The organism is Stenotrophomonas maltophilia (genome assembly GCF_023518235.1).
Lineage (GTDB): Bacteria > Pseudomonadota > Gammaproteobacteria > Xanthomonadales > Xanthomonadaceae > Stenotrophomonas.
Map to the genome: position 1 here is coordinate 195,539 of NZ_CP090423.1, position 23,296 is coordinate 218,834.

Sequence of the window (23,296 nt, forward strand, 5' to 3'; positions counted from 1 at the left end):
GCAGCGCCGGGGTCAGAGCCCTTTGCCACGCAAAGGGATCTGACCCCGGTGAGAATTACGGCAGCGGCGGCAGCAGGCCGGCACCCAACCGGTTCCAGGCATTGATCACCGCAATGCCCATGCTCAGGTCGCTGATGCCTTTCTCATCGAAGTGCGGGGCCAGCGCATCGAACGCGGCCTGTGACGGCGCGCCGTCGGTCAGCCGGGTCAGCGCCTCGGCCCAGCCCAGCGCGGCACGCTCGCGCGCATCGAAGAAGCGGCTTTCGTGCCACGCGGGCAGGGTATCGAGCTTGCGCGGCTCGATGCCCCCCTTGCGCAGCGCGGTGCCGTGCATGTCCATGCAGTAGCCGCAGCCATTGAGCTGGGATACGCGCAGGAACAGCAGTTCCATCAGGGTCGGGTCGATCGAGCTGTCATGCACCGCCTTGCTGGTGGCCAGCAGGCCCTTGAAGGCCTCGGCGGCCAGGCGGGTGTACGGGACGCGGGGAGAGGCGTGGTCGGACATTTTCGGCTCCACGGCAGCCACGATGGCCGCCTTTCACTACCAGGACGCCGCAGCACCCTCGCGCGTGACAACCGTCGGCAGCTTTTCCGGATTCAGCACGCTGTAGAGGTTGGCGATGCGGCCATCGATCACTTCGATGGTGGTGACCGAGTGCAGGCGATCACCGATGAAGAGCAGGATTGCCGGCTCGCCGTTGACATAGCCCAGCTGCGCCGGATGCACCGCCCCACGGCGCGCGATCGCCCAGAACAGGCGGCCGATGCGCTCGGCGCCCAGCAGCGGGCGGATCGCGGCGGTAACCACGCCACCGCCGTCGGAGACCAGCAACGCGTTGGCGTGCAGCAGGACCTGGATCGCTTCGCTGTCGCCGCGCTGCGAGGCCTCCATGAAGCGCGCCAGCAGCTGCCGGTGCTGGCTGGCGTCGGCGTTGAAGCGCGGCCGCCCGGACTGCAGGCGTTGTTTCGCGCGGTGCACCAGCTGCCGGCAGTTGGCTTCGCTGTGGCCGATCAGGACGGCGATCTCGCGATAGTCGTGGTCGAAGGCTTCCTTCAGCAGGAACGCGGCGCGCTCTTCAGGGCCGAGCTGCTCGAGCAGGGTCAGGAAGGCGACCGAGACATCGTCGGCCAGCGCATGCAACTGGGCCGGGCCGGGGGCCGGATCGGGCTCGAGGGTGACCGCCAGCGGCTCAGCCAGCCATGGGCCGACGTAGTGCACGCGCTCGCGCCTGGCCGCGCGCAGGCGGTCCAGCCCGAGCCGCGTGGTGGTGGTGACCAGCCACGCCTCGGCGTCGCGGACGCTGGCCGGGTCGGCGCCGGACCAGCGCAGCCAGGCGTCCTGGACCACGTCTTCGGCATCGGCGCGGCTGCCGAGCAGGCGGTAGGCCAGGGCCATCAGGCGCGGGCGGTGGGTCTGGAAAGCGGTTTCGATGTTCATGTTGACCAGGACGCCGGACAGGAATGAACCGTGACAGAGGGGGGTCAGATCCCTTTCCGCTGGAAAGGGATCTGACCCCGGTGAATCTACGCGCAGTCGGCGGAGGGGGTAAAATGGGCGGATTACCCCCGCCAGCCTCGAGCAAGCGAGCAAGCCGTGACATCGATCAAGCAGGAAGACCTCATCCAGTCCATCGCCGACGCGCTGCAGTACATCTCGTACTACCACCCGGTCGACTACATCAAGAACCTCGCCGCCGCCTACGAGCGCGAGGAGTCGCCGGCCGCGAAGGAAGCGATGGCCCAGATCCTGATCAATTCGCGGATGTGCGCCGAAGGCCACCGTCCGATCTGCCAGGACACCGGCATCGTCACCGTGTTCCTGGAAATCGGCATGGACGTGCGCTGGGACGACGCCACCATGGGCGTGGAAGACATGGCCAATGAAGGCGTGCGCCGTGCCTACCTGCACCCGGACAACAAGCTGCGCGCTTCGGTGCTGGCTGATCCGGCCGGCAAGCGCATCAACACCAAGGACAACACTCCGGGCGTGGTCAACGTCAAGGTGGTGCCGGGCAATACGGTCGACGTGATCGTCGCCGCCAAGGGCGGTGGTTCGGAAGCCAAGACCAAGTTCGCCATGCTCAACCCGTCCGACTCCATCGTCGACTGGGTGCTGAAGACCGTGCCGACCATGGGCGCTGGCTGGTGCCCGCCGGGCATGCTCGGCATCGGCATCGGTGGCACCGCCGAGAAGGCGATGCTGCTGGCCAAGGAAGCGCTGATGGAGCCGATCGACATCACCGAGCTGCAGGCCCGTGGTGCCTCCAACCGCATCGAAGAGCTGCGCCTGGAGCTGTACGAGAAGGTCAATGCGCTGGGCATCGGCGCACAGGGCCTGGGCGGCCTGACCACCGTGCTCGACATCAAGATCAACGATTACCCGACCCACGCGGCCAACCTGCCGGTGGCGATGATCCCGAACTGCGCGGCCACCCGCCATGCGCACTTCACCCTGGACGGCAGCGGCCCGGTGATGCTGGATCCGCCGTCGCTGGAAGACTGGCCGAAGCTGACCTACGACGCGTCCAAGGGCACCCGCGTGGACCTGGACACGATCACCCCGGAAGACGTGGCCAGCTGGAAGCCGGGCCAGACCCTGCTGCTCAACGGCAAGCTGCTGACCGGCCGCGACGCCGCGCACAAGCGTATGGTGGACATGCTCAACAAGGGCGAGCAACTGCCGGTCGACCTGAAGGGCCGCTTCATCTACTACGTCGGTCCGGTCGATCCGGTGCGCGACGAAGTGGTGGGCCCGGCCGGTCCGACCACCGCCACCCGCATGGACAAGTTCACCCGCCAGGTGCTGGAGCAGACCGGCCTGCTGGGCATGGTCGGCAAGGCCGAGCGCGGCCCGGCGGCCATCGAGGCGATCCGTGACAACAAGTCGGCCTACCTGATGGCGGTCGGCGGTTCGGCCTACCTGGTGTCCAAGGCGATCAAGGCGGCCAAGGTGGTTGGCTTTGCCGACCTGGGCATGGAAGCGATCTACGAGTTCACCGTGCAGGACATGCCGGTGACCGTGGCGGTCGACTCCACCGGCGAATCGGTGCACAAGACCGGTCCGCGTGAATGGCAGGCCCGCATCGGCAAGATTCCGGTGGTGGTGGAGTAATTCCTCCGCTTCCGTTTCAGGCAACGGCGCCCGCGTGGCGCCGTTGCTGTATCTGGAGCGGCGGTTAACGAATCTGCAGCGATTGCTCTGCTACGGTCGGCATCCGCTCACACAGGACGTGTCCATGGCTCTGCATCGATTCATCGTGGTAGGCGTGCTGCTGGCGCTGGCCGGCTGCAGTACCCCAGCGTCGTACGAAGGCGCGGACTTCTCCGCATCGGCGCAATGCCGCATGCAGTGCCAGGCCAGCTACCGCAGCTGCATGGCGCAGAATGATTCCATCGGCAGCCGCCAGAGCAACTGCGAGCAGCGGGTGGCGCCGGCCCCGGACAAGCATTGCAAGGACGTGGACAACCCGGAGTTGCGGCGCTCCTGCGAACTGAAAGCACATGACTGCACGATGCGCGCGCCGATGATGTCCTGTGGTGAACGCCGGGATTCCTGCATGAGCAGTTGTGGTTGAGCAACGATTGCCCGCGTGGGCGCATAATCGGCCGCTCCACCCGCACAGGATCTGCCGCATGAGCACCACGCTGTATGGTTCGCCCAGTACCGCCGCCCTGGTGGTGCATTGGCTGCTGATCGAACTGGACATCGCGCATGAACTGGTGTCGCTGGATTTCGATACGCAGGAGCACAAGGCGGCCGGGTACCTGGCGCTGAATCCGGCCGGCGTGGTGCCGACGCTGGTGATCGATGGCGTGGTGCTGACCGAAGCGGCGGCCATCGCGCTGTATCTGGCCGACCGGCACCCGGAGGCCAACCTGTTGCCGGCGCTGGGCACGCCACAGCGGGGCGATGCCTACCGCTGGATGTTCTGGTGCGCCAATACGCTGCAACCGGCCTATCGGGCCTGGTTCTATCCGCATGAGGTGGCGGGCGAGGCGCACGTGGCCGCCAGCCGCGAAATGGCGCGGCAGCGCCTTGAAGCGGCCTGGCAGCACGTGGCCACCCATCTGCAGGCGCACGGCCCCTACCTGCTGGGCTCAACCCCCTGCGTGGTCGACTACATGCTGGTGATGCTGATGCGCTGGTCGCGCAACATGCCCCGGCCCAGCGACACCTGGCCGGTGCTGAAGGCGCATGCCAGCGCGATGAAGGCGCGCCCGGCCTTTGCCGAGGTGTACCGCCGCGAAGGCATCGCCGACTGGCTGTAAGCCTGTTCTGTAGAGCCGAGCCATGCTCGGCTGCATTCACGGTTTGCACGCGGACCGCAGCCGAGCATGGCTCGGCTCTACCAGAGCGGGGTGGGTTACAGCAGCTCCAGCACCGTTTCCGGGGGACGGCACAGGCGCGTGCCGCGCGCGGTGCGCACCACCGGACGGTTGATCAGTCGCGGGTGTTCAGCCATGGCCGCCAACAGGGTGGCCTCATCGGCGTCCGCCAGGCCCAGCTCGGCGAACGATTGCTCCTTGCTGCGCACCAGCTCATGCGCGGACAACCCCGACTCGGCCAGCACCTGGCGCAGCGTGGCGATGTCGGGAGGACTGTCCAGGTAGTCGATCACCACCGGTTCGAAGCCGGCGTCGCGGATCAGCTTCAGCGCCCCCCGCGAGTTGCTGCAGGCCGGGTTGTGCCAGATCGTCACGTGCATCAGAACCACTCCAGCAGCGACACGCCCACGCCCACATACGTGGCCTTGTGGTTATAGTCGATCAGGCTCTCGCCATAGCCATCGAAGACCTGCACGTGGCCGCGCAGCAGGTTGCTGATCGGGAAGCCATAGTCCAGCTGCAGCGCACCGTGCGAGCGGCTGCCGGTGCGCAGCGAATGGCGGGCCATCAGCGAGACCTCGTGGCCGTTGCGGTTCCACGTCAGGGTCGCATCACCGCGGCCCATGTAGTCCTCGATGTCCGGGTTGTTGTCATCGCTGCGGGTTTCCGGAATGCGGTACCAGGGGCGCAGCACCAGCGCCCAGTTCTCGCGGTCCAGGCCGATGTTGAGCATCACCCGGTTCCAGCTGCGCGACAGCGGGTCGGCGCGGCCGTTGGACTGGTGGTTCAGCGCGATGCCGGTCATGCGCCCGCGCCAGCCCCCGATGGAGTAGCCATTGCGGAACACCATCATCACTTCCGGCTCGTAGTTGGTTTCGCGGAACGGGCGTGAATCGGCGCTGTTATAGGCCTGCCAGCGCGAGCTCTGGGTGTAGCCGGCCCAGATGTCGCCGTTGTCGCCGAACAAATTCTCGGCGATCTTGGTCTTGAAACTGATCTGGAACTTCAATTCGGCGCTGTCCAGGACCTGCGGCGTGGTGACCGTATTGGCCGGGTTCGGCGAGTGCGGCATGGTGTTGCGGTCACTGGTCCAGAACGCGGGCAACAGGTACACCGGCTTGTAGGCGCGCAGCTGGAACGGGCCCAGCTTGGAGTCCTCGGCCAGTTCCCAGCGGCTGTCCAGCAGCGAGCCGCGGCCGGCATTGGCCAGCGCGCTGTCCGGGGCGGCCGGGCGGAACAGGTCGCTGACGCGTTCGCGCAGCTTCTCCTCACCCTGGCTCACGCGTGCGGTCTGGCGTTCTTCGCGGCGGGCCTGGGCGGCGGCTTCGGCGGCTGCATCGGCGGCGGCCGTGGCCTGCGGGGTATGCCCGAACTGACGGTCATAGCAGGCCAGGCGGGCCGCATCGGTGGTGATGGCCGCGCACGCCGCCGGCGAGGCTTCGGCGCTGGGCGCGAACTCCTGGGCGGCCGCCGTAGCGCTGGCCAGGGACAGGGCTGCGGCCAGTGGTGCGAGGCGGGGAAACAGCGTGGGGAGGGTCATTGCAGCAGGCCCTTCATTGAATACGGGGAACGCACAGTGTGGCGACTGCACCGGATGGCGGCCAGCCCCCACGGTTTATGCACGGGCACAGCGTGCGCGCAGCGTGAAGGCAATGCCCGCTACAGGAACCAGGCGAAGGCAAACAGGCCCAGCATCGCGATGACCACGGCCAGCTTCAGCGCCAGGCCCAGCAGGATGCCCAGCCAGGTGGCCAGGCCGACCCTGGTCGAGCGTCCCAGTTCGCGGGTATGCCAGTACTCGCCGGCCAACGCGCCGAGCAGCGGCCCGGCGAACAGGCCGATCGGCATGAAGAACAGCCCGACGATGCTGCCCACGAACGTTCCCCACAGGGCTTTGCGGCTGGCCCCGACCCGTTGGGCGCCGACCACGGTGGCCAGCACGTCAACCAGCAGCGAGAGCAGGGTCAACACGCCCAGCGCCACCAGGGTGGGCCAGCCGACATGCGCGAAGCCATCGGCCCAGGCGGCCAGCAGCAGGCCGACGAAGACCAGCGGGATGCCTGGCAGGGCCGGCAGGATGATCCCGGCGATACCGACGAGGACAAAAATGACCGCTAGCAGATACAAGATGAATGAGAGTCCCATGCTGGTCCGTATGGTGGTCGTTTTGGGGTTGACAGTGAAAGATTTTGCCAGTTGCTTTTTCGTTTTGGGCGGGTTAAGTTGCAGTCGCTGAGCTTGGCAAGGTCACCGTGGATCGTGGCCTGATGAAGCAAGATCTTCCCGATCCGCTGCATCGATGCACCTCGCTTCCCCCTTGCTTGTCAGCCGCCCACCAGGCGTTTCCAACAACAAGAGAGAGTCATCAGGGAGTTAGTGAGATGTCCGAACGCGAGACCGGTACCGTCAAGTGGTTCAACGATGCAAAGGGCTTCGGCTTCATCAGCCGTGAAAACGGCGAAGACGTGTTCGTGCACTTCCGCGCCATCCAGACCCAGGGCTTCAAGAGCCTGAAGGAAGGCCAGAAGGTCACCTTCACCGTCGTGCAGGGCCAGAAGGGCCTGCAGGCCGACGCCGTGCAGCCGACCTGATCGAGCTGCATCACGTCAAACGGAAAAGGCCCGCGCAAGCGGGCCTTTTTCTTTACCGTTGGCCCGTTGCCGATCAGCGCAGGATGACCTTGCCGTTGACCACGCGCACATAGGTGTTCTCGCGGATGCCGGCCAGATCACGCTGGTTGACCACGATGGTGCGGCCATCATCCATGCGCACGCTGATGTCGTAGGTGTCGCTGGTGACGTTCTTCTGGATCTGGTTACCGGCCAGTGCACCACCGACCGCACCCGCGGCGGCGGCGATGTTCTTGTTGCCACGGCTGCCACCGGTGTGGTCGGAGATCTCATGACCGGCCACGGCGCCGACGATGCCGCCCAGGATCGCGCCGGTCGCGCTGGGCGCGGTACGGCCCGAGGGCACCACGTTGATGCGGGTGACGATGCCGCAGTCGGCGCAGCGGCCCTGGTTGTAGCCGCCGTTGTTGCCGTAACCGCCCGAGTTGTAACCGCCATTGTTGTAGCCGCCACCGCCGTAGCCGGGCGAGGTGGCACAGCCGGCCAGGGCAAGGGTGGCAATGGCGCTGGCAGCGATGAGCTGGATCTTCATGGGGCGTCTCCTGGCCGTGAAGGCGGGTGCGTTGGGTGGTACTGCGTCATGCAGCAGGGTGGACGAATCGTCCCCTTTTGAACGTGAACGAGGTGCCAACCACGCGTGCACAGTCCGGCTGGAAGATGAATGCGCTTCAGCGGAAATCCTGATGGCAGGCCCGGCACTCGCTCTGCACGCTTTCCACCACCTTGGCCAGGGCGGTGCAGTCACTGGGCGGCGCAGCGAGTGCACTGTTGAGGGTGCCGCGCAACCGGCTGGCATGCTGCTGGAACTGCGCGTTGTCCTTCAGCCCGGGAAAGGCCAGGTCCAGGTCGTTGGACAGCAGGCGCAGCGCCTGCAGGCGCGGAACGCTGTCGGCCAGGCTGCAGCGGTTCTGCTGCTGGGCCTGCTGCAGCAGCTGCGACTGCCGCTGCATCACCTGCATCAGGCTGTTCGGGAACGGATCGCGGCGAGCCTGCAACACGCGCCCGACCATCACCGTGGCGACCAGGCCGATCAGCAGGCCCAGGCACAGCACGAACAGGTAGCGGTGGGCGGAGGACAGGCGGCGGGGCGGGCTGGCGTTCATGGCGGGCTCTCCGGTCGTGCAACGGTGGGTTTGGTACCGGCGCGCTGTAGGCACGCGTGCCTGCACGTTAAAATAGCCGGATGAACGAACAGGTCAAACAACGCTTCGCCGGCATCGAACGGCTGTATGGCGTAGGTGCGCTCGAGCGCCTGCAGGGCAGCCGCGTGGCGGTGGTGGGCATGGGCGGCGTCGGCTCGTGGGTGGTGGAAGCGCTGGCGCGCTCGGCGGTCGGCCACCTGACCCTGATCGATGCCGACGATATCTGCGTGTCCAACACCAACCGGCAACTGCCCGCGCTGGAAGGAAACTATGGCCGCAACAAGGCCGAGGCGATGGCCGAGCGCTGCCGTGCGATCAATCCGGATATCGGTGTCGATGCGGTGCAGGCGTTCCTGACCGTCTCCAACATGGCCGAGCTGCTGGACCGCGGTTTCGACCTGGTGATCGATGCCTGCGACAGCTTCCGGGTCAAGGTCGAGACGATCGCCTGGTGCCGCCGCCGCAAGCTGCCGCTGCTGACCGTAGGGGCTGCCGGGGGCCGCACCGACCCGACCCTGGTGCGCATCCGCGATGTCTCGCGCACCGAGCATGACGCCATGCTGGCGCTGATCCGCAAGAAGCTGCGCAGCGAGTTCAATTTCCCGAAGAATGCCAAGCGCTATTTCGGCGTGCCGGCGGTGTATTCGCTGGAGAACGTGAAGTATCCCCAGGCCGACGGCAGTGTCTGTGGCCTGCGCCCGAACCTGGGGGCCGACGCCGCGCTGAAGCTGGATTGCGGTGCCGGCCTCGGTGCGGCCACCCACATCACCGGCGCCTTCGCATTTGCTGCGGTGGGCAAGGCGCTGGAGATGCTGCTGGAGCCGAAGAAGGTGAAGGCTGAGGTGGTCCCGGCCGACGCAGAGGCATGACGGTAGTGCCGGCCGCTGGCCGGCATCCGCGTCGATTCAATCGTTCCGGGGTTGCCGGCCGGCGGCCGGCACTACCCTCGCTGCGCCGGCAGCGCGAACAGCCGACGCGCATTCCCGGTGGTGGCGTGTGCCACGGCGTCTACCTCCATCCCACGCAGCGCGGCCACGTGGCCGGCGATGACCGCCAGCCGCGCCGGCTCGTTGCGCTGGCCACGGATGCCGGCGTCGGGCTGGTCCGGCGCGTCGGTCTCCAGCAGCAGCTGTTCCAGCGGCATCTCCCGCACCAGCCGCTGCAGCCGCTGCGCGCGCTCGTAGGTCAACGGGCCGCCCAGGCCGAGCAGAAAGCCCTGCCGGTGCAGCTGCGCGGCCTGTTCCGGGCTGCCGGAAAAGCTGTGCACCACGCCGCGCAGGCCGCCGATGCGGCGGATCGCCGCGATCACCGCATCCACCGCGCGGCGCGCGTGCACGATCACCGGCAGGTCGAATTCACGGGCCAGTTCCAGCTGGCCGATGAAGTAGGCCTGCTGGGTGTCCGCATCGAGTCCCTCAACGAAGAAGTCCAGCCCGCACTCGCCGATCGCACAGGGGCGCTCGCGCTCGATCCATGCGCGCAGCAGCGGCAGATGCTCGGGCCGGTGCGCCGCCAGAAACATCGGATGCAGGCCATAGGCCGGGTACAGCCCCGGCGCCTGTGTGCAGACCTCGCGCAGCTTCGGCCAGCTTGCGGCGGTGACTGCCGGCACCACCTGGACATGGACGCCGGCCGCCTGCGCACGCGCGATCACGGCCGCGCGGTCAGGGTCGAACTCACTGGCATCGAGGTGGCAATGGCTGTCGACCAGCACGCTCAACGCTGTTCCAGGGGCGGCGGCGTCGCGGTGTTGCGGCTTTTCCAGTTGGCCAGCAGCAGCGTTCCGAACCCCAGCACCAGCTCATCGACGAACGGAATCGGGTCGGGGATGAACAGGGTCAGGATGAACAGGCCGGCGGTCAGCTTGAACAGGGTGGGGTAGCGCAGCCGGCGGGCCCATTGCAGAACCGGCAGCAGCATCGGGTTGGCCATGGCGGCAATCCTCGTGGGGAATATGCAAACGCTACCACGGGCCCAGCATTTCCCGATGCTGAATGGGTTACAGGAATGAGCAGGAAATGTGGAGATTCCGTTCAGGCAGTGCATGCTGCAATCTGCGTCGAGAACGTTGCGGATGGTCCGCAAGGAGCAGGTCATGAAAAGTACAACAACAACTGTCCTGGTCGCAGCGGGCGCGCTGCTGGTCGGTGGCATCGCCACCGCTGCCTTCATGAAGAGCGGCGGTTCGTCGCCCGATTCCATCAGCGCCGGAACCCCCAACGGCGAATCGCGCCTGGCCAGTGGCAACGCCAGCGACGACGGTGCCCGTGGTGACATGCTCGACCCGTCCGCGCCGCGTGGGCTGGAATATGCCGACGTGCTGAAGGTCGACCCGATCACCGAGAAGCAGAAGGCCTACGCCACCGTGATCGGCACCGATCCGGTGCGTGAGACCTCCACCACCCAGACCCCGCACGAAGTCTGCGAAGACGTGACCGTGCAGGAACGCCTGCCTGAGCGCGACGGTAATGTCGGCGGCACCGTGGTCGGCGCGGTGGTCGGTGGCCTGCTCGGCAACCAGGTGGGTGGCGGCAACGGCAAGAAGGCCGCCACCGCAGCCGGTGCAGTGGCCGGTGGCCTGATCGGCAACCAGATCGACAAGCGTCATGTCGGTGGCCGCGTGGTCAACCGTACCGAGCGCCAGTGCCACACCGAGACCGCGACCTCCGAGTCGAGCCGCGTCACCGGCTACAACGTGACCTACCGCAATGAGGATGGCACCACCGGCACGATGCGCATGGCCAGCAAGCCGGGCACCCGCATTGCCATGGGTACCAACGATGTGGTGAAGGGTTACAACGTGACCTACCGCTATGACGGCGCAGAGAAGACCGTGCGCCTGGACAACAAGCCGGCCAGCGATCGCCTGCCGGTGGTAGACGGCCAGCTGGTCACGCAGACCGCTGCCGCCGGTGCGACCGCCGCTACGCGCCAGTAATTCCGGCGCAGCGTGCAGTACCGAACGGGCCGGCACATGCCGGCCCGTTTCGTTGTGCGCGCCGGCATTCATCCCTGTGGCGGCGGAATCCACCATCATGGTGGCCCCTTCGACATGGAGTCGGCATGAGCATCTTCGACCTGCGCCTGGAAACCGAGCGGCTGATCCTGCGCCCGCTGCTGCGCGAGGACTACGAACCCTACCTGGCGTTCTGTGCCGACGAGGAAACGATGCGCACCCTGGGCGGGGTGCAGCCGCCATCGGTGGCCTGGCGCGGCTTCTGCAGCCTGGCCGGTGCCTGGCAGCTGTTCGGCTTCTCGATGTTCAGCGTTATCGAGAAATCCAGTGGCCAATGGATCGGGCGGATGGGCCCTTGGCAGCCGCAGGACTGGCCGGGCACCGAGGTAGGTTGGGGCATCCGCCGTGCCAGCTGGGGCCGGGGCTATGCGCCGGAAGCGGCGGTTGCCGCCATCGACTGGGCCTTCGATACGCTGGGCTGGGACGAGGTGATCCATACCATCGCCGAGAACAACGAGAACTCGCGGGCGGTGGCGCGCAAGCTCGGCAGCACGCTGCTGCGCATGGGGGAGTTGCCGCCGCCGTACAACGACAAGCCGATGCAGATCTGGGGCCAGTCGCGCGAGCAATGGCGACAACGCGTGCGCTGAGCGTTGCCCGCTAGTGCCGGCCGCTGGCCGGCACTACCGTGTTGCCATGCTGCACCCGCGCTTGGCATTCACCGGCACGCTTGCCAGACTGCGTGCAGCCGGCCGCCGGCCGGATCCGATGGAGCAGGCAATGGTGGAAGAGCGCGTCCCGTTGACGGTGCATGGCATGTCGGTCTCGGGCAATTGCCACAAGGTCCGACTGCTGCTGGAGCAGCTGGGCAGCCGCTACCGCTGGGTGGAGGTCGACAGCGCCCACGGGCAGACCCACACCGCCGAGTTCCTGGCACTGAATCCCAATGCCAAGGTGCCGCTGATCGTCCGCGACGACGGCCGCGTGCTGACCGAATCCAATGCAATCCTGTTCTGGCTGGCCGAAGGCACGCCGTATCTGCCGGTGGATGGCTGGGAGCGTGCGCAAGCGCTGAGCTGGATGTTCTTCGAGCAGTACACGCATGAGCCCTGCGTGGCCGTGGCGCGCTTCATCCGTGGCTGGACCGCAGCCGATTCGCCGCGCCGTGCCGAGCTGCCGCGCCTGCATGAACGCGCCGCCAGCGCGCTGGCGGTGATGGAGCAGCACCTGCGCCAGGCGCAGTGGTTCACCGGCAGCGGCTACGGTATCGCCGACATTGCCCTGTTCGCCTACACCGATGTGGCGCACGAGGGCGGCATCAGCCTGGAGCCGTTCCCGGAAGTGCGCGCCTGGCTGCAGCGCGTACGTGCACAGCCCCGCTTCCTGCCGATGCCGGCGGTGACCGCCGAGGTGCGCGCACGCTTCGAGGCGGCGTGATTCTTTCTGAGGTGAACCCCACACGTTAGCGCCGGGCCATGCCCGGCGGAAAGCAACAACGACACGGAGGGTGTGCGATGTTCGCTGTGGTTCCCGATCCGATTCCCGCACGCATGCGCGTGCTCAACCGCGCCGATGTGTGCGATGTCAATTTCCTCGAGGCGGTGCGCGGTTGGCGCGGCAGCCCGCGCCTGCGACCGGCGCCGGATGCACCGATCCTGCCGGGCAGCACGCTCACCGCCGCGGCCTTCGATGAACTGTTCGATTCGCAGCTGGCCAGCCGCCAGCTGGACCTGATGGCACGCGTACTGCGCGTGCAGAACAAGGTCTTCTACACCATCGGTTCGTCCGGCCATGAAGGCAACGCGCTGCTGGCGCGGGCCTGCCGACACACCGACCCTGCGTTCCTGCACTATCGCTCCGGCGCCTTCATGGCCGAGCGCTCGCGGCAGGTACCAGGCATCGATCCGCTGCGCGATGCCGCCCTGTCGTTCGCCGCCAGTGCCGAGGATCCGGCCAGCGGTGGCCGCCACAAGGTGTGGGGCAGCAAGCCGTTGTGGGTACTGCCACAGACCTCGACCATCGCCTCGCACCTGCCCAAAGCGCTGGGTACCGCGCTGGCCATCGAGAGCGGCAAGCGGCTGGGCCAGGACCTGCCGATTCCCGCCGACAGCATCGTGCTGTGTTCGTTCGGCGATGCCTCGGCCAACCACGCAACCGCGCAGACCGCCTTCAACACGGCCATGTGGTCGGCCTACCAGAAATTGCCGGCGCCGATCCTGTTCGTCTGCGAAGACAATGGCCTGGGCATCTCGGTGAAGACGCCTGAAGGCTGGATCGCCGAACGTTTCAGCCGGCAGCCGGGGCTGGACTATTTCTTCGCCGACGGTCTGGACCTGGCCACCGGCCATGCCCAGGTGCAGGCGGCGGTGGAGCATTGCCGGCGCACCCGGCGGCCGACCTTCCTGCATCTGCGCACCACGCGCCTGATGGGCCACGCCGGTACCGATTTCGAGGTGGAATGGCGCGCGCTGCCGGAACTGTGCGCGGCCGAGGCGAGTGACCCCCTGCTGCGCTCGGCGCAGATCGCGCTGGAGTCGGGCTGGATGGATGCGGCGGCGATCGAGGTCGCATACGAAACGATGCGCGCGCGCTGCATGGCCGCCGCGGCTGACGCCGAAGGTAGCGCCACGCTGCAATCGCTGCAGGAGGTGATGGCCCCGCTGGCGCCGTACACGCCGGCAGCAGTGCAGGCCGAGGCGCAGCGGGCGGTGCCGGCGGCAACGCGCGAGGCACTGTATGGCGACGCCGGGGCCCTGCCCGAGCGGCAGGCACCGCGGCACCTGGCGATCCAGATCAACCATGGCCTGCAGGAACTGTTGGCCAAGTACCCGCAGAGCCTGCTGTTCGGCGAGGACGTGGCGCAGAAGGGCGGCGTCTACACCGTCAGCAAGGATCTGCTGCGCCGCTTCGGCCCGCGCCGGGTGTTCAACACGCTGCTGGATGAAACCATGATCCTGGGCATGGCGCAGGGCCTGGCCAACATGGGCATGCTGCCGATTCCGGAGATCCAGTACCTGGCGTACCTGCACAACGCCATCGACCAGCTGCGTGGCGAGGCGTGTTCGCTGCAGTTCTTTTCCAATGACCAGTACCGCAACCCGATGCTGGTGCGGGTGGCGGGACTGGGCTACCAGAAGGGCTTCGGCGGCCACTTCCACAATGACAATTCGATCACCGCGCTGCGCGACATTCCGGGGCTGGTGGTCGGCTGCCCGTCGCGCGGCGATGACGCGGTGATGATGTTGCGCACGCTGGCGGCGATGGCGCGGGTGGATGGGCGGGTGGCGGTGCTGCTGGAGCCGATCGCGCTGTACATGAGCAAGGACCTGCATGACGCCGGTGATGGCCAGTGGCTGTTCGACTACCCGGCGCAGGGGCAGGCGCTGGTGCCGGGCGAGGGGCGGGTCTATGCCCCCGAGGCGGACGACCTGGTGGTCTACACCTATGGCAACGGCGTGCCGATGGCGCTGCGGGCGGCGCGGGCAATCGAGCAGCAGCTGGGCTGGCAGGTCAGGGTGGTGGATCTGCGCTGGCTGGTACCGCTGGATGCCGGCTTCATCGCCGGCCAGGCGGCCAGCGCACGGCGGGTACTGGTGCTGGACGAGGGCCGCCATAGCGGCGGGGTGGGCGAAGGCGTGGTCACCGCCCTGGTCGAAGCAGGGTTCGGCCATCTGCCGCTGCGCCGGGTCTGTGGCGCCGATACCTATACCCCGCTGGCAGGGGCAGCAATGTTCGGGCTTCCAAGCGACAATGCGGTGATTGGCGCCGCCCTCGACCTGGCGCAGGAACCCTGATGCATGTGTGGATTGGCGGGAATGTTGTTGCCGGCGCCGATGGCGTCGGCCGAGGCGCTGCAGGCGCAGGTGCTGGCCATGGGCCAGGCGCTGCACCATCGCGGGCCGGATGATGGCGGCAGCTGGGTCGATGCCGGGTCCGGCATCGCGCTGGCGCATCGCCGCCTGAGCATCCTCGATCTGTCCCCGCTGGGCCACCAGCCGATGGCCTCGGCCGATGGCCGCTACGTGATGGCCTACAACGGCGAGGTCTACAACTTCGCGGCGCTGCGCGCCGAGCTGGAGCCGCTGGGGCATGGCTTCCGTGGCCATTCCGATACCGAAGTGCTGCTGGCGGCGATCCTGCAGTGGGGCGTGGAAGAGACCCTGCAGCGCTGCAACGGCATGTTTGCCATCGCGCTGTGGGACCGTCAGCAGCAGTGCCTGTGGCTGGCCCGCGACCGCGTCGGCAAGAAGCCGCTGTACTACGGCTGGGCCGGTGACACGCTGGTGTTCGGTTCGGAACTGAAGGCGCTGTGGCAGCACCCGGCCTTCGACAACGATATCGACCGCGACGCACTGACCCTGCTGCTGCGCCTGGACTACATTCCGGCGCCGCACAGCATCCACCAGCGCTGCTACAAGCTGATGCCCGGCCGCGTGCTGCGTCTGGACGCGGCGATGGTTGCTGCCGGTGCGGCCGCGCATCGCCCGGAGCAGGCGCAACGCCCGTACTGGGATGCGCGTGCACGCATGCAGGCGGCACTGGCCACGCCGTTCCAGGGCCGCATCGAGGAGGCCGAGGAACAGCTGGACACGCTGCTGCGCGATGCGGTGGCGCTGCGCATGGTGGCTGATGTACCGGTCGGTGTGTTCCTGTCCGGCGGCACCGATTCGTCGCTGGTGGCCGCGCTGATGCAGGCGCAGAGCGGGCAGCCGGTGCACAGCTTCAGCATCGGCTTCAGCGATTCGAGCCATGACGAGGCGCCCTTGGCCAGGGAACTGGCGGCGCAGCTGGGCTGCGACCACACCGAGCTGTATGTCAGCGGCGCCGACGCGCTGGCGGTGGTACCGCAGCTGCCGGTGATGTTCGATGAGCCCTTCGCCGATGCCTCGCAGGTACCGACCGCGCTGGTCGCCCGGCTGGCGCGGCAGGGCGTGACCGTGGCGCTGTCCGGCGATGGCGGCGATGAACTGTTCTTCGGTTACACGCGCTACGTGCGCGCGCTGCGCAACTGGCAGATGCTCGGCCGCGTGCCCGGCCCGTTGCGGCGCTGGATGGGCGCACGTTCGCAGCAGCAGGGCGAGGCCTCGCGCACCGGTGGGTTGGCGGCACTGCTGGCCGAGACCGGCGCGCGTGGCATCGGCGACGTCTACCGCAACCGCATTTCGCGCTGGCGCGATCCGGCTGCCGCAGTGCCCGGCGCGCAGGCCGCGGGCAGCTTCTATGACCTGGCCGATCCCCTGCACGGCGCCGGCACCCCGGCCGATGCGATGATGCTGGCCGATTTCGTGAGCTATCTGCCCGACGATCTGCTGTGCAAGGTCGACCGCACTTCGATGGCGGTCAGCCTGGAGGCGCGGGCACCATTGCTGGACTGGCGCGTGGCCGAGTTCGCCTGGTCGCTGCCGCTGGGCTTCAAGCGCAGCGAAACCACCAGCAAGGTGCTGCTCAAGCGCGTGCTGGGCCGCTACGTGCCGCAGTCGATGGTGCATCGACCCAAGCGTGGCTTCGGCGCACCGGTCAGCGATTGGTTGAAGGGCGACCTGCGGCCGTGGGCCGACGATCTGCTGCAGCCCGCGCGCCTGGAACGTGAAGGCGTGTTGTCGGCTGCGGCGGTGCAACCGCTGTGGCATCAGTTCCTGGGCGGGCAGCGCAAGTGGCACACCCATCTGTGGAACGTGCTGATGTTCCAGGCCTGGCAGGCGCATTGGCGGCAGGTGCGGGCCGGCGTGACCGGCGGCTGATCTTCACCGGCCTGCACGGGCCCGGCCACTAGGCTGGGTCTCCCGCACCGTGAGGAGTATGTTCCGATGTCCGTCCCCACCATTGCCGTGCTCGTCGGCAGCCTGCGCAAGGACTCCTGCAACCGCAAGCTGGCCCATGCGCTGGAGAAGATCGCCGGTGACCGCGCGCGCTTCCAGTACGTGCAGATCGGCGACCTGCCGCTGTACGACCAGGATTTCGATGGCCACTATCCGCCGCAGGGCACCCGGTTGAAGGATCAGGTGCGCGCGGCCGATGCGGTGCTGTTCGTCACACCCGAGTACAACCGCTCGGTGCCGGGTGTGCTCAAGAACGCCATCGATATCGGCTCGCGCCCCTATGGTGACAGTGCCTTCGCCGGCAAGCCGGCGGCGGTGATCGGCGCCTCGATCGGCCAGATCGGCACCGCCGTGGCCCAGCAGCACCTGCGCAACAGCCTGGCGTTCCTGGACATGCATGTGCTCGGCCAGCCGGAGGCGTTCATCCACTTCAAGGACGGCCTGATCGATACCGATGGCACGATCCACAACGAAGGCACGCAGAAATTCCTGCAGGGCTACGTGGACCGGTTCCTGGCGCTGATCGCGGTGCACGTGAAGGGTGATTGAGGCCGGCGGGGTCAGAGCCCTCTGCGTTGCAGAGGGATCCGACCCCAGCCACGCCCCCAGCCACGCCCGGGGTCGGACCCCGGCGCGCAGCGGCGGGCTCTGCCCCCACATCCCCCTGCGCGCGTCTGCACGGGCTCCGACCCGGGCCGCCTGATCTGCGATAATGCTCCGCTCGGGTGCCGCAACGGCGCCCATCGCAGGTATTGCGACGCCTCCACGCCAGAATGGCCAGGTACCGGCGGATATCCCCCGTTCTTCCACGGCTTATCCACAGGCTTGTCCATGGCTGCCGGGGTCGGCGCATGCCTACACTGGCCCGGCCCACTTTTGCAGGAAACACCGCAGCATGTCCGCTCGTTCCGGCTTCCGTTCCAACCGCAGAGAGCGCGGTGATGGCTTTGATCGTGATCGCGACGAGTCGCGCATCGATCAGTTGCGGGTACCACCGCATTCGGTGGAAGCCGAGCAGGCGGTGCTCGGTGGCCTCATGCTGGCACCGGAAGCCTATGACCGGGTCAACGACCAGCTGACCGAAGGCGATTTCTATCGCCGTGACCATCAGATGATCTATCGGGCGATCCGCGAGTTGTCCGAGCGCGAGCGGCCCTTCGATGCGGTGACCCTGGGCGAGTGGTTCGAATCGCAGGGCAAGCTGGAACTGGTCGGCGATGGCGCCTACCTGGTCGAGCTGGCCAGCACCACGCCGTCGGCGGCCAATATCGTGGCCTACGCCGAGATCGTGCGCGACAAGGCGGTGCTGCGGCAGCTGATCCAGGTCGGTACCGACATCGTCAATGATGGCTTCCAGCCCGAAGGCCGTGACAGCAGCGAGCTGCTGTCGGCGGCGGAAAAGAGCGTGTTCGCCATCGCCGAGCAGGGCGCACGTGGCCGCACCGACTTCGTGGCCATGCCTGGCGCGCTGAAGGACGCCTTCGAGGAACTGCGCAACCGCTTCGAGAACGGCGGCAACATCACCGGCCTGCCGACCGGCTACAACGACTTTGATGCGATGACCGCCGGCCTGCAGCCGACCGACCTGATCATCCTGGCCGCGCGCCCGGCGATGGGCAAGACCACCTTCGCACTGAACATCGCCGAATACGCGGCGATCAAGTCGAAGAAGGGCGTGGCGGTGTTCTCGATGGAAATGTCGGCCTCGCAGCTGGCGATGCGCCTGATTTCCTCCAATGGCCGCATCAACGCGCAGCGCCTGCGTACCGGCCAGCTGGAAGACGAGGACTGGAGCCGCGTCACCAGCGCGATCAAGATGCTGAAGGAAACCAAGATCTTCATCGACGACACGCCGGGCGTGTCGCCGGAAGTGCTGCGTTCCAAGTGCCGCCGGCTCAAGCGCGAGCACGACCTGGGCCTGATCGTGATCGACTACCTGCAGCTGATGAGCGTGCCGGGCAACAGCGAGAATCGCGCGACCGAAATCTCGGAGATCTCGCGTTCGCTCAAGGGCCTGGCCAAGGAACTGAACGTGCCGGTGATCGCGCTGTCCCAGCTCAACCGCTCGCTGGAAACGCGTACCGACAAGCGCCCGGTGATGGCCGACCTTCGTGAGTCGGGCGCAATCGAGCAGGACGCGGACATGATCGTGTTCATCTACCGCGACGACTACTACAACAAGGAAAATTCGCCGGACAAGGGCCTGGCCGAGATCATCATCGGCAAGCACCGTGGTGGCCCGACCGGCTCGTGCAAGCTGAAGTTCTTCGGCGAGTACACCCGCTTCGACAACCTGGCCCACGACTCGGTCGGCTCGTTCGAATAGCCGTAGTGCCGGCCGCTGGCCGGCACCCCCCTGGCCGGCAAACCATTCGAAACACCGAACGTGCGTACGTGGCGTGTAAATGACATGTAACGCGACGCTTCTACGATTCCGCCGCTGCTGCCCTTCGACGCCGCCCTTCGGCGTCCAGCGTGCCCAAGGAATCCGCCTTCATGCCGTCCCACGCTCCGCTCCGCCGCAATCTGCTGGCTCTGCTGGTCTGCGCATCGCTGCCATCGCTGGCTGCTGCCGAAACCACCCCCGCCACCGACGTGCAGTCGGCCACCACGCTCGATTCGGTCTCAGTGATCGGCCGCGGCGAAGCCCGCCAGGTGCAGCGCGTGACCGCCGAGGACCTGAAGGTGCTGCCGCCCGGCGCCAACCCGCTGAAGCTGCTGGCGACCAAGCCGGGCGTGCATTTCGAATCGGCCGACGCCACCGGTGCGTATGAGTGGTCCACCACCATCAGCCTGCGCGGCTTCAACCAGAACCGCCTGGGTTACACGCTCGATGGCATCCCGCTGGGCAACATGGCCTACGGCAACAGCAACGGCCTGCATATCAGCCGTGCGGTGATCAGCGAGAATCTGGGCGGTGCCGAAGTGTCCACCGGCATCGGTGCTCTCGGCACGCCGTCCACCAGCAACCTCGGCGGCGTGTTCCAGTTCTATTCGATCGACCCGTCCACCGAGTACGGCGTGGTGCTGGCGCAGGGCTTTGGCAGCGACAGTGCACGCCGCAGCTATGCACGTCTGGACACCGGTGAACACCAGGGCTTTGCCGCCTACCTGTCCGGCGCCTACTCCGAAGGCGACAAGTGGAAGGGCAAGGGATCGCAGGAGCTGAAGCAGTTCAACGGCAAGGCCACCTACAACTTCGGCACCGACAGCAGGATCACCGCGCTGTTCAATGCATCGCGCCGCGTCGAGGCCGATTATCAGGATCTCTCGCTGGAGATGATCGATCGTCTCGGTTGGGATTGGGATAACTACGCGCCGGACTGGGATCGCGCCGTCGCTGCCGCACGCGGCACGTTCAGCGGCGGCGTCAACAGCCCGTGGGATGCGTACTACTCCGGCCACGGCCTGCGCAACGACGACCTGTCCAGCATCACCGGCGATTTCGGCCTGAACGAGTCGATGCGGCTGAAGGTCAACGTCTACAACCACAGCAACCGTGGCCAGGGCCACTGGTTCAGCCCGTCCAATCCGTCCAACCCGGGGACCAGCCGCGAGATCCCGATCTCGATCCGCACCACCGAATACGCGATCGACCGCACCGGTGTGACCTCGGCGTTCACCTGGAACGTGGCGGGCCACGAACTGGAAGCGGGCCTGTGGTACGAGGACAACGGCCATAGCGTGCAGCGCAACTTCTATTACATCGACGGCCCGGTCACCGACGATTTCTTCCTGCGCAATCCCGACCAGCGCGTGTGGCACCAGCGCTACACCACCATCACCCGCCAGTTCTACGTGCAGGACCGCTTCCGCCTGTTCGAGGACCGCCTGACCATCGACATCGGTGCAAAGTCGCCGAACACCCGCACCCGCGTGCGCACGCCGCTGGGCAGCTATGCCAACAACAGCAGCCTGACCTCGAAGAAGGGCTTCCTGCCGCAGGCCGGCTTCAACTTCAAGCTCAACGAAGGCAATGAGATCTTCGGTTCGTTCGCCAAGAACATCGCGGCCTATGCGCTGGGCGTGGGCAGCCCGTTCAACGTGCCGCAGGCCGCATTCGATGCCAGTGCGAAGAACCTGAAGCCGGAACAGTCGCGCACGATCGAGCTGGGCTGGCGCGGCTACGGCCAGGGCTATGAAGCCTCGGTGGCGGTGTACGACGTCAAGTTCGACAACCGCCTGCTGGCCATCGCGCAGTGCGTGGGCATCCTCGGTTGCCCGGCGCTGTTCTCCAACGTCGGTTCGGTGACCAGCCGCGGCGCCGAGGCGACCCTGCAGCTGAAGCCGATGCAGGACCTGACCTGGTCCAACGCGCTGTCCTGGAATGACAGTACCTACGACAACGACTACGTGAACAACGGCGTGGTGCCGACCCGCGGCAAGAAGACCGTCGACACCCCGGAATGGATGTTCGCCAGCACCCTGGCCTGGACCCCGGGCCCGTGGGACCTGCGCCTGGCCGCCAACCATGTCGGCAAGCGCTACGTGACCTATACCAACGACGTTTCCGTACCGAGCTACTGGCTGGTCAATGCTTCGGTGGCGTATGACTTCGGCAAGCTCGGCCCGGCACAGAACCTGACCGTGGCGCTGAACCTGACCAACTTGACCGACAAACGTTACCTGTCCTCGATCAACACCAACGGCACCTACGCCGCCGACCCGACCCGCAGCCTGGCGACCATGCAGGTCGGCGCGCCACGCCAGGTGATGGCCACCGCCACCGTGCGCTTCTGATGCGAGGCCCTGTCGATCCGGAGAGCCGCCGTCGCCTGCTGCGCATGGCGTGGCAGGGCACGGGGGCGGCGATCGCACTGGCGGCGATGCCGGGGCTGGCCACGGCCGGTCCGCGGCCGCGGCTGGGGCGTGATCCATTTACCCTCGGCGTTGCCGCCGGCGATCCGGATCCGCAGGGCGCGGTGTTGTGGACGCGGTTGGCACCGGACCCGCTCAACGGCGGCGGTATGCCGTCGCGGGCGGTGCCCGTGCGCTGGTTCGTGGCCGAAGACCCCGGCATGCGTCGGCTGGTGCAGCGGGGCGTTGCTGCGGCTGTGCCCGAGCTGGCCCATTCGGTACATGTGGAGGTCAATGGCCTGCGTCCCGGCCGCGATTATTACTATCGTTTCGCCTGCGACGGCGATGAGGAAAGCGTGGTCGGCCACTTCCGCACCGCGCCGCTGCTGGACACGCAGCTGCAGCAGCTGCGGCTGGCGCTGTGCACCTGCCAGGCCTGGAACAGCGGCTACTACCCGGTGCTGCGTGACATCGCGCAGAGCGACGTGGATCTGGTGCTGCATGCGGGCGACTACCTGTACGAGTACAGCCCGCTGCAGAACGCGCGCGGCAGCACGCTGGATGCAGCGCGATTCAGTGGCGAGACGGTGAGCCTGGAGCGCTACCGTGACCAGTACGCACTGTACAAACTCGATCCCGATCTGCAGGCCGCGCACGCCGCACACGCGTTCGCGGTGATCTGGGACGACCACGAAGTGCAGAACGATTATTCCGGCATCCATCCGGAAAAGCCCGGCGTCTCGACGGAGGACTTCATCGTGCGCCGCGCGGCGGCCTACCGCGCGTTCTACGAACACCTGCCGATGCGCAGCACGCCAACCGGCAACGGCGGCCTGCGCGTGCACCGGCGCCTGCGTTACGGCGATCTGGCACAGCTGACGCTGCTCGACTGTCGCCAGTTCCGCCCGGCCAATCCGTGTGGGGTGGGCGAATCGCCACGCTGCGAGGCAGCGCTGGACCCGCGCATGAGCATGCTGGGCCTGGGCCAGGAAGCCTGGTTCACCCAGTCGATGGCGGCCGCACGCGGCACACGCTGGAATGTGGTGGTGCAGCAGTTGCTGATGGCGCAGCTGCGGCTGGACGGCGGCACGCCGCGCGAACGCTTCTGGAACGACGCCTGGGACGGTTACCCGGCCGCACGCACCCGCCTGCTGCAGGCGCTGCAGGCAGGCGGGCAGGGCAACGCCATCGTGCTCGGTGGCGACTGGCATTCCACCTTCGTCAACGACCTGAAGCTGGATTTCGACGCCGCCAACGCGCCGGTGCTGGCCACCGAATTCATCGCCCCGGCGATCAGCAGTGGCGGCGACGATACGCCGTATGGACCGTACTACGGGCCGTCGATTCCACAGAACCCGCATATCCGTTATTTCGACGGCGACCGCCGTGGCTGGTGGAAGCTGCAGCTGAACCGGCAGACGGTGGATGCCGAACTACGCTTTGCCGACAGCGTCCTGCGCGCCGATGCCGCGGTGCGTACCGCGGCGCGCTTCCAGGTGAGCCACGGCCGCCCGGGCGCAGTCCCGGTGTGAATCCGTTCGGCAACCCCATGAACCACCGCTTTCATCGCCCCCAGCCCGGTTTCGTCGCAATCCGTTTGCGGTCGCCGGGGCAGGGCGCCATGGT

At 67.1% G+C, this 23,296-nt stretch carries 23 protein-coding genes; 14 read left to right on the forward strand and 9 right to left on the reverse strand.

Annotated features, from left to right (window positions below; translation table 11 throughout):
- Positions 1–55: 55 nt before the first annotated feature.
- Positions 56–505, reverse strand: a complete 450-nt coding sequence (locus tag LZ605_RS01100; RefSeq protein WP_053509636.1) for a carboxymuconolactone decarboxylase family protein — start codon at positions 503–505, stop codon at positions 56–58.
- A 36-nt stretch (positions 506–541) separates the two neighbouring features.
- A complete protein-coding gene (locus tag LZ605_RS01105; RefSeq protein ID WP_249843516.1) occupies positions 542–1,438 on the reverse strand; it encodes an RNA polymerase sigma-70 factor in 897 nt (298 codons plus the stop codon).
- A 156-nt stretch (positions 1,439–1,594) separates the two neighbouring features.
- Here LZ605_RS01105 and LZ605_RS01110 point away from each other — a divergent pair, with 156 nt between their 5' ends.
- From LZ605_RS01110 to LZ605_RS01120, 3 genes are all read left to right on the forward strand, one after another.
- Positions 1,595–3,112: a fumarate hydratase gene (locus tag LZ605_RS01110; protein WP_107230920.1), complete on the forward strand. Its 1,518-nt coding sequence runs from the start codon at positions 1,595–1,597 to the stop codon at positions 3,110–3,112.
- A 124-nt stretch (positions 3,113–3,236) separates the two neighbouring features.
- On the forward strand, positions 3,237–3,575 hold the full coding sequence (locus LZ605_RS01115; RefSeq protein WP_249843517.1) for a hypothetical protein: 339 nt from the start codon (positions 3,237–3,239) through the stop codon (positions 3,573–3,575).
- A 58-nt stretch (positions 3,576–3,633) separates the two neighbouring features.
- Positions 3,634–4,269, forward strand: coding sequence for a glutathione S-transferase family protein (locus LZ605_RS01120; RefSeq protein ID WP_249843518.1), 636 nt, complete (start codon positions 3,634–3,636; stop codon positions 4,267–4,269).
- A gap of 95 nt (positions 4,270–4,364) precedes the next feature.
- Here the strand turns inward: LZ605_RS01120 and arsC are convergent, their stop codons facing one another.
- From arsC to LZ605_RS01135, 3 genes are all read right to left on the reverse strand, one after another.
- Complete coding sequence (gene arsC, locus LZ605_RS01125) at positions 4,365–4,706, reverse strand: arsenate reductase (glutaredoxin) (protein ID WP_249843519.1); 342 nt, start codon at positions 4,704–4,706, stop codon at positions 4,365–4,367.
- Complete coding sequence (locus LZ605_RS01130) at positions 4,706–5,866, reverse strand: phospholipase A (protein ID WP_249843520.1); 1,161 nt, start codon at positions 5,864–5,866, stop codon at positions 4,706–4,708. Before LZ605_RS01130 ends, arsC begins: the two co-directional genes overlap by 1 nt.
- Positions 5,867–5,985: 119 nt before the next feature.
- Complete coding sequence (locus LZ605_RS01135; protein ID WP_249843521.1) at positions 5,986–6,471, reverse strand: DUF456 domain-containing protein; 486 nt, start codon at positions 6,469–6,471, stop codon at positions 5,986–5,988.
- A 236-nt stretch (positions 6,472–6,707) separates the two neighbouring features.
- Here LZ605_RS01135 and LZ605_RS01140 point away from each other — a divergent pair, with 236 nt between their 5' ends.
- Entirely contained in the window at positions 6,708–6,917 is a 210-nt protein-coding gene (locus tag LZ605_RS01140; protein WP_057498273.1) for a cold-shock protein, read from the forward strand.
- Positions 6,918–6,990: 73 nt separating this feature from the next.
- Here LZ605_RS01140 and LZ605_RS01145 read toward each other — a convergent pair whose 3' ends face one another.
- Positions 6,991–7,488, reverse strand: coding sequence for a glycine zipper 2TM domain-containing protein (locus LZ605_RS01145; protein WP_057498272.1), 498 nt, complete (start codon positions 7,486–7,488; stop codon positions 6,991–6,993).
- A gap of 136 nt (positions 7,489–7,624) precedes the next feature.
- On the reverse strand, positions 7,625–8,059 hold the full coding sequence (locus LZ605_RS01150) for a cytochrome c (protein WP_249843522.1): 435 nt from the start codon (positions 8,057–8,059) through the stop codon (positions 7,625–7,627).
- Between the two features lie 80 nt (positions 8,060–8,139).
- On the opposite strand from LZ605_RS01150, the gene LZ605_RS01155 reads away from it, so the two are divergent.
- Positions 8,140–8,967 carry a tRNA threonylcarbamoyladenosine dehydratase gene (locus tag LZ605_RS01155; protein WP_249843523.1) on the forward strand — a complete coding sequence of 276 codons (828 nt, stop codon included), beginning with the start codon at positions 8,140–8,142 and terminating at the stop codon, positions 8,965–8,967.
- 71 nt (positions 8,968–9,038) lie between these two features.
- On the opposite strand, the gene LZ605_RS01160 is transcribed toward LZ605_RS01155, so the two are convergent.
- Positions 9,039–9,818: a TatD family hydrolase gene (locus tag LZ605_RS01160; RefSeq protein WP_249843524.1), complete on the reverse strand. Its 780-nt coding sequence runs from the start codon at positions 9,816–9,818 to the stop codon at positions 9,039–9,041.
- Positions 9,815–10,030 (reverse strand): DUF6116 family protein, encoded by a 216-nt coding sequence (locus tag LZ605_RS01165; protein WP_249843525.1) that lies wholly within the window; start codon positions 10,028–10,030, stop codon positions 9,815–9,817. The genes LZ605_RS01160 and LZ605_RS01165 overlap by 4 nt, the downstream gene beginning before the upstream one ends.
- 163 nt (positions 10,031–10,193) lie before the next feature.
- Between LZ605_RS01165 and LZ605_RS01170 the strand changes: the two genes are divergently transcribed.
- The 9 genes from LZ605_RS01170 (at position 10,194) to LZ605_RS01210 (ending at position 23,202) form a co-directional block, all read left to right on the forward strand.
- Positions 10,194–11,036 (forward strand): glycine zipper 2TM domain-containing protein, encoded by an 843-nt coding sequence (locus LZ605_RS01170; RefSeq protein WP_279920363.1) that lies wholly within the window; start codon positions 10,194–10,196, stop codon positions 11,034–11,036.
- Between the two features lie 125 nt (positions 11,037–11,161).
- On the forward strand, positions 11,162–11,704 hold the full coding sequence (locus LZ605_RS01175; protein WP_249843526.1) for a GNAT family N-acetyltransferase: 543 nt from the start codon (positions 11,162–11,164) through the stop codon (positions 11,702–11,704).
- Positions 11,705–11,834: 130 nt separating this feature from the next.
- Entirely contained in the window at positions 11,835–12,491 is a 657-nt protein-coding gene (locus LZ605_RS01180) for a glutathione S-transferase family protein (protein ID WP_249844978.1), read from the forward strand.
- Positions 12,492–12,568: 77 nt separating this feature from the next.
- Positions 12,569–14,848: a transketolase C-terminal domain-containing protein gene (locus tag LZ605_RS01185; protein ID WP_249843527.1), complete on the forward strand. Its 2,280-nt coding sequence runs from the start codon at positions 12,569–12,571 to the stop codon at positions 14,846–14,848.
- A gap of 3 nt (positions 14,849–14,851) precedes the next feature.
- Positions 14,852–16,795: an asparagine synthase (glutamine-hydrolyzing) gene (asnB, locus tag LZ605_RS01190; protein WP_249843528.1), complete on the forward strand. Its 1,944-nt coding sequence runs from the start codon at positions 14,852–14,854 to the stop codon at positions 16,793–16,795.
- A 66-nt stretch (positions 16,796–16,861) separates the two neighbouring features.
- Positions 16,862–17,422 (forward strand): NADPH-dependent FMN reductase, encoded by a 561-nt coding sequence (locus LZ605_RS01195; RefSeq protein ID WP_249843529.1) that lies wholly within the window; start codon positions 16,862–16,864, stop codon positions 17,420–17,422.
- 346 nt (positions 17,423–17,768) lie between these two features.
- Positions 17,769–19,199 carry a replicative DNA helicase gene (locus LZ605_RS01200; protein WP_057498262.1) on the forward strand — a complete coding sequence of 477 codons (1,431 nt, stop codon included), beginning with the start codon at positions 17,769–17,771 and terminating at the stop codon, positions 19,197–19,199.
- A gap of 170 nt (positions 19,200–19,369) precedes the next feature.
- Entirely contained in the window at positions 19,370–21,613 is a 2,244-nt protein-coding gene (locus LZ605_RS01205) for a TonB-dependent receptor family protein (protein ID WP_249843530.1), read from the forward strand.
- Positions 21,613–23,202, forward strand: coding sequence for an alkaline phosphatase D family protein (locus LZ605_RS01210; protein ID WP_249843531.1), 1,590 nt, complete (start codon positions 21,613–21,615; stop codon positions 23,200–23,202). Before LZ605_RS01205 ends, LZ605_RS01210 begins: the two co-directional genes overlap by 1 nt.
- Positions 23,203–23,296 lie beyond the last annotated feature (94 nt).

What these genes read in the sequence shown, in the direction of transcription:
- LZ605_RS01150 (WP_249843522.1), bottom strand. Translation starts at nt 8,059, where the DNA reads ATGAACGCCAGCCCGCCCCGCCGCCTGTCCTCCGCCCACCGCTACCTG.
- LZ605_RS01175 (WP_249843526.1), top strand. Translation starts at nt 11,162, where the DNA reads ATGAGCATCTTCGACCTGCGCCTGGAAACCGAGCGGCTGATCCTGCGC.
- LZ605_RS01140 (WP_057498273.1), top strand. Translation starts at nt 6,708, where the DNA reads ATGTCCGAACGCGAGACCGGTACCGTCAAGTGGTTCAACGATGCAAAG.
- LZ605_RS01105 (WP_249843516.1), bottom strand. Translation starts at nt 1,438, where the DNA reads ATGAACATCGAAACCGCTTTCCAGACCCACCGCCCGCGCCTGATGGCC.
- LZ605_RS01210 (WP_249843531.1), top strand. Translation starts at nt 21,613, where the DNA reads ATGCGAGGCCCTGTCGATCCGGAGAGCCGCCGTCGCCTGCTGCGCATG.
- LZ605_RS01170 (WP_279920363.1), top strand. Translation starts at nt 10,194, where the DNA reads ATGAAAAGTACAACAACAACTGTCCTGGTCGCAGCGGGCGCGCTGCTG.
- LZ605_RS01145 (WP_057498272.1), bottom strand. Translation starts at nt 7,488, where the DNA reads ATGAAGATCCAGCTCATCGCTGCCAGCGCCATTGCCACCCTTGCCCTG.
- LZ605_RS01185 (WP_249843527.1), top strand. Translation starts at nt 12,569, where the DNA reads ATGTTCGCTGTGGTTCCCGATCCGATTCCCGCACGCATGCGCGTGCTC.
- LZ605_RS01195 (WP_249843529.1), top strand. Translation starts at nt 16,862, where the DNA reads ATGTCCGTCCCCACCATTGCCGTGCTCGTCGGCAGCCTGCGCAAGGAC.
- LZ605_RS01200 (WP_057498262.1), top strand. Translation starts at nt 17,769, where the DNA reads ATGTCCGCTCGTTCCGGCTTCCGTTCCAACCGCAGAGAGCGCGGTGAT.
- LZ605_RS01120 (WP_249843518.1), top strand. Translation starts at nt 3,634, where the DNA reads ATGAGCACCACGCTGTATGGTTCGCCCAGTACCGCCGCCCTGGTGGTG.
- LZ605_RS01100 (WP_053509636.1), bottom strand. Translation starts at nt 505, where the DNA reads ATGTCCGACCACGCCTCTCCCCGCGTCCCGTACACCCGCCTGGCCGCC.
- LZ605_RS01115 (WP_249843517.1), top strand. Translation starts at nt 3,237, where the DNA reads ATGGCTCTGCATCGATTCATCGTGGTAGGCGTGCTGCTGGCGCTGGCC.
- LZ605_RS01155 (WP_249843523.1), top strand. Translation starts at nt 8,140, where the DNA reads ATGAACGAACAGGTCAAACAACGCTTCGCCGGCATCGAACGGCTGTAT.
- arsC (WP_249843519.1), bottom strand. Translation starts at nt 4,706, where the DNA reads ATGCACGTGACGATCTGGCACAACCCGGCCTGCAGCAACTCGCGGGGG.
- LZ605_RS01165 (WP_249843525.1), bottom strand. Translation starts at nt 10,030, where the DNA reads ATGGCCAACCCGATGCTGCTGCCGGTTCTGCAATGGGCCCGCCGGCTG.
- asnB (WP_249843528.1), top strand. Translation starts at nt 14,852, where the DNA reads ATGTGTGGATTGGCGGGAATGTTGTTGCCGGCGCCGATGGCGTCGGCC.
- LZ605_RS01130 (WP_249843520.1), bottom strand. Translation starts at nt 5,866, where the DNA reads ATGACCCTCCCCACGCTGTTTCCCCGCCTCGCACCACTGGCCGCAGCC.
- LZ605_RS01135 (WP_249843521.1), bottom strand. Translation starts at nt 6,471, where the DNA reads ATGGGACTCTCATTCATCTTGTATCTGCTAGCGGTCATTTTTGTCCTC.
- LZ605_RS01205 (WP_249843530.1), top strand. Translation starts at nt 19,370, where the DNA reads ATGCCGTCCCACGCTCCGCTCCGCCGCAATCTGCTGGCTCTGCTGGTC.
- LZ605_RS01180 (WP_249844978.1), top strand. Translation starts at nt 11,835, where the DNA reads ATGGTGGAAGAGCGCGTCCCGTTGACGGTGCATGGCATGTCGGTCTCG.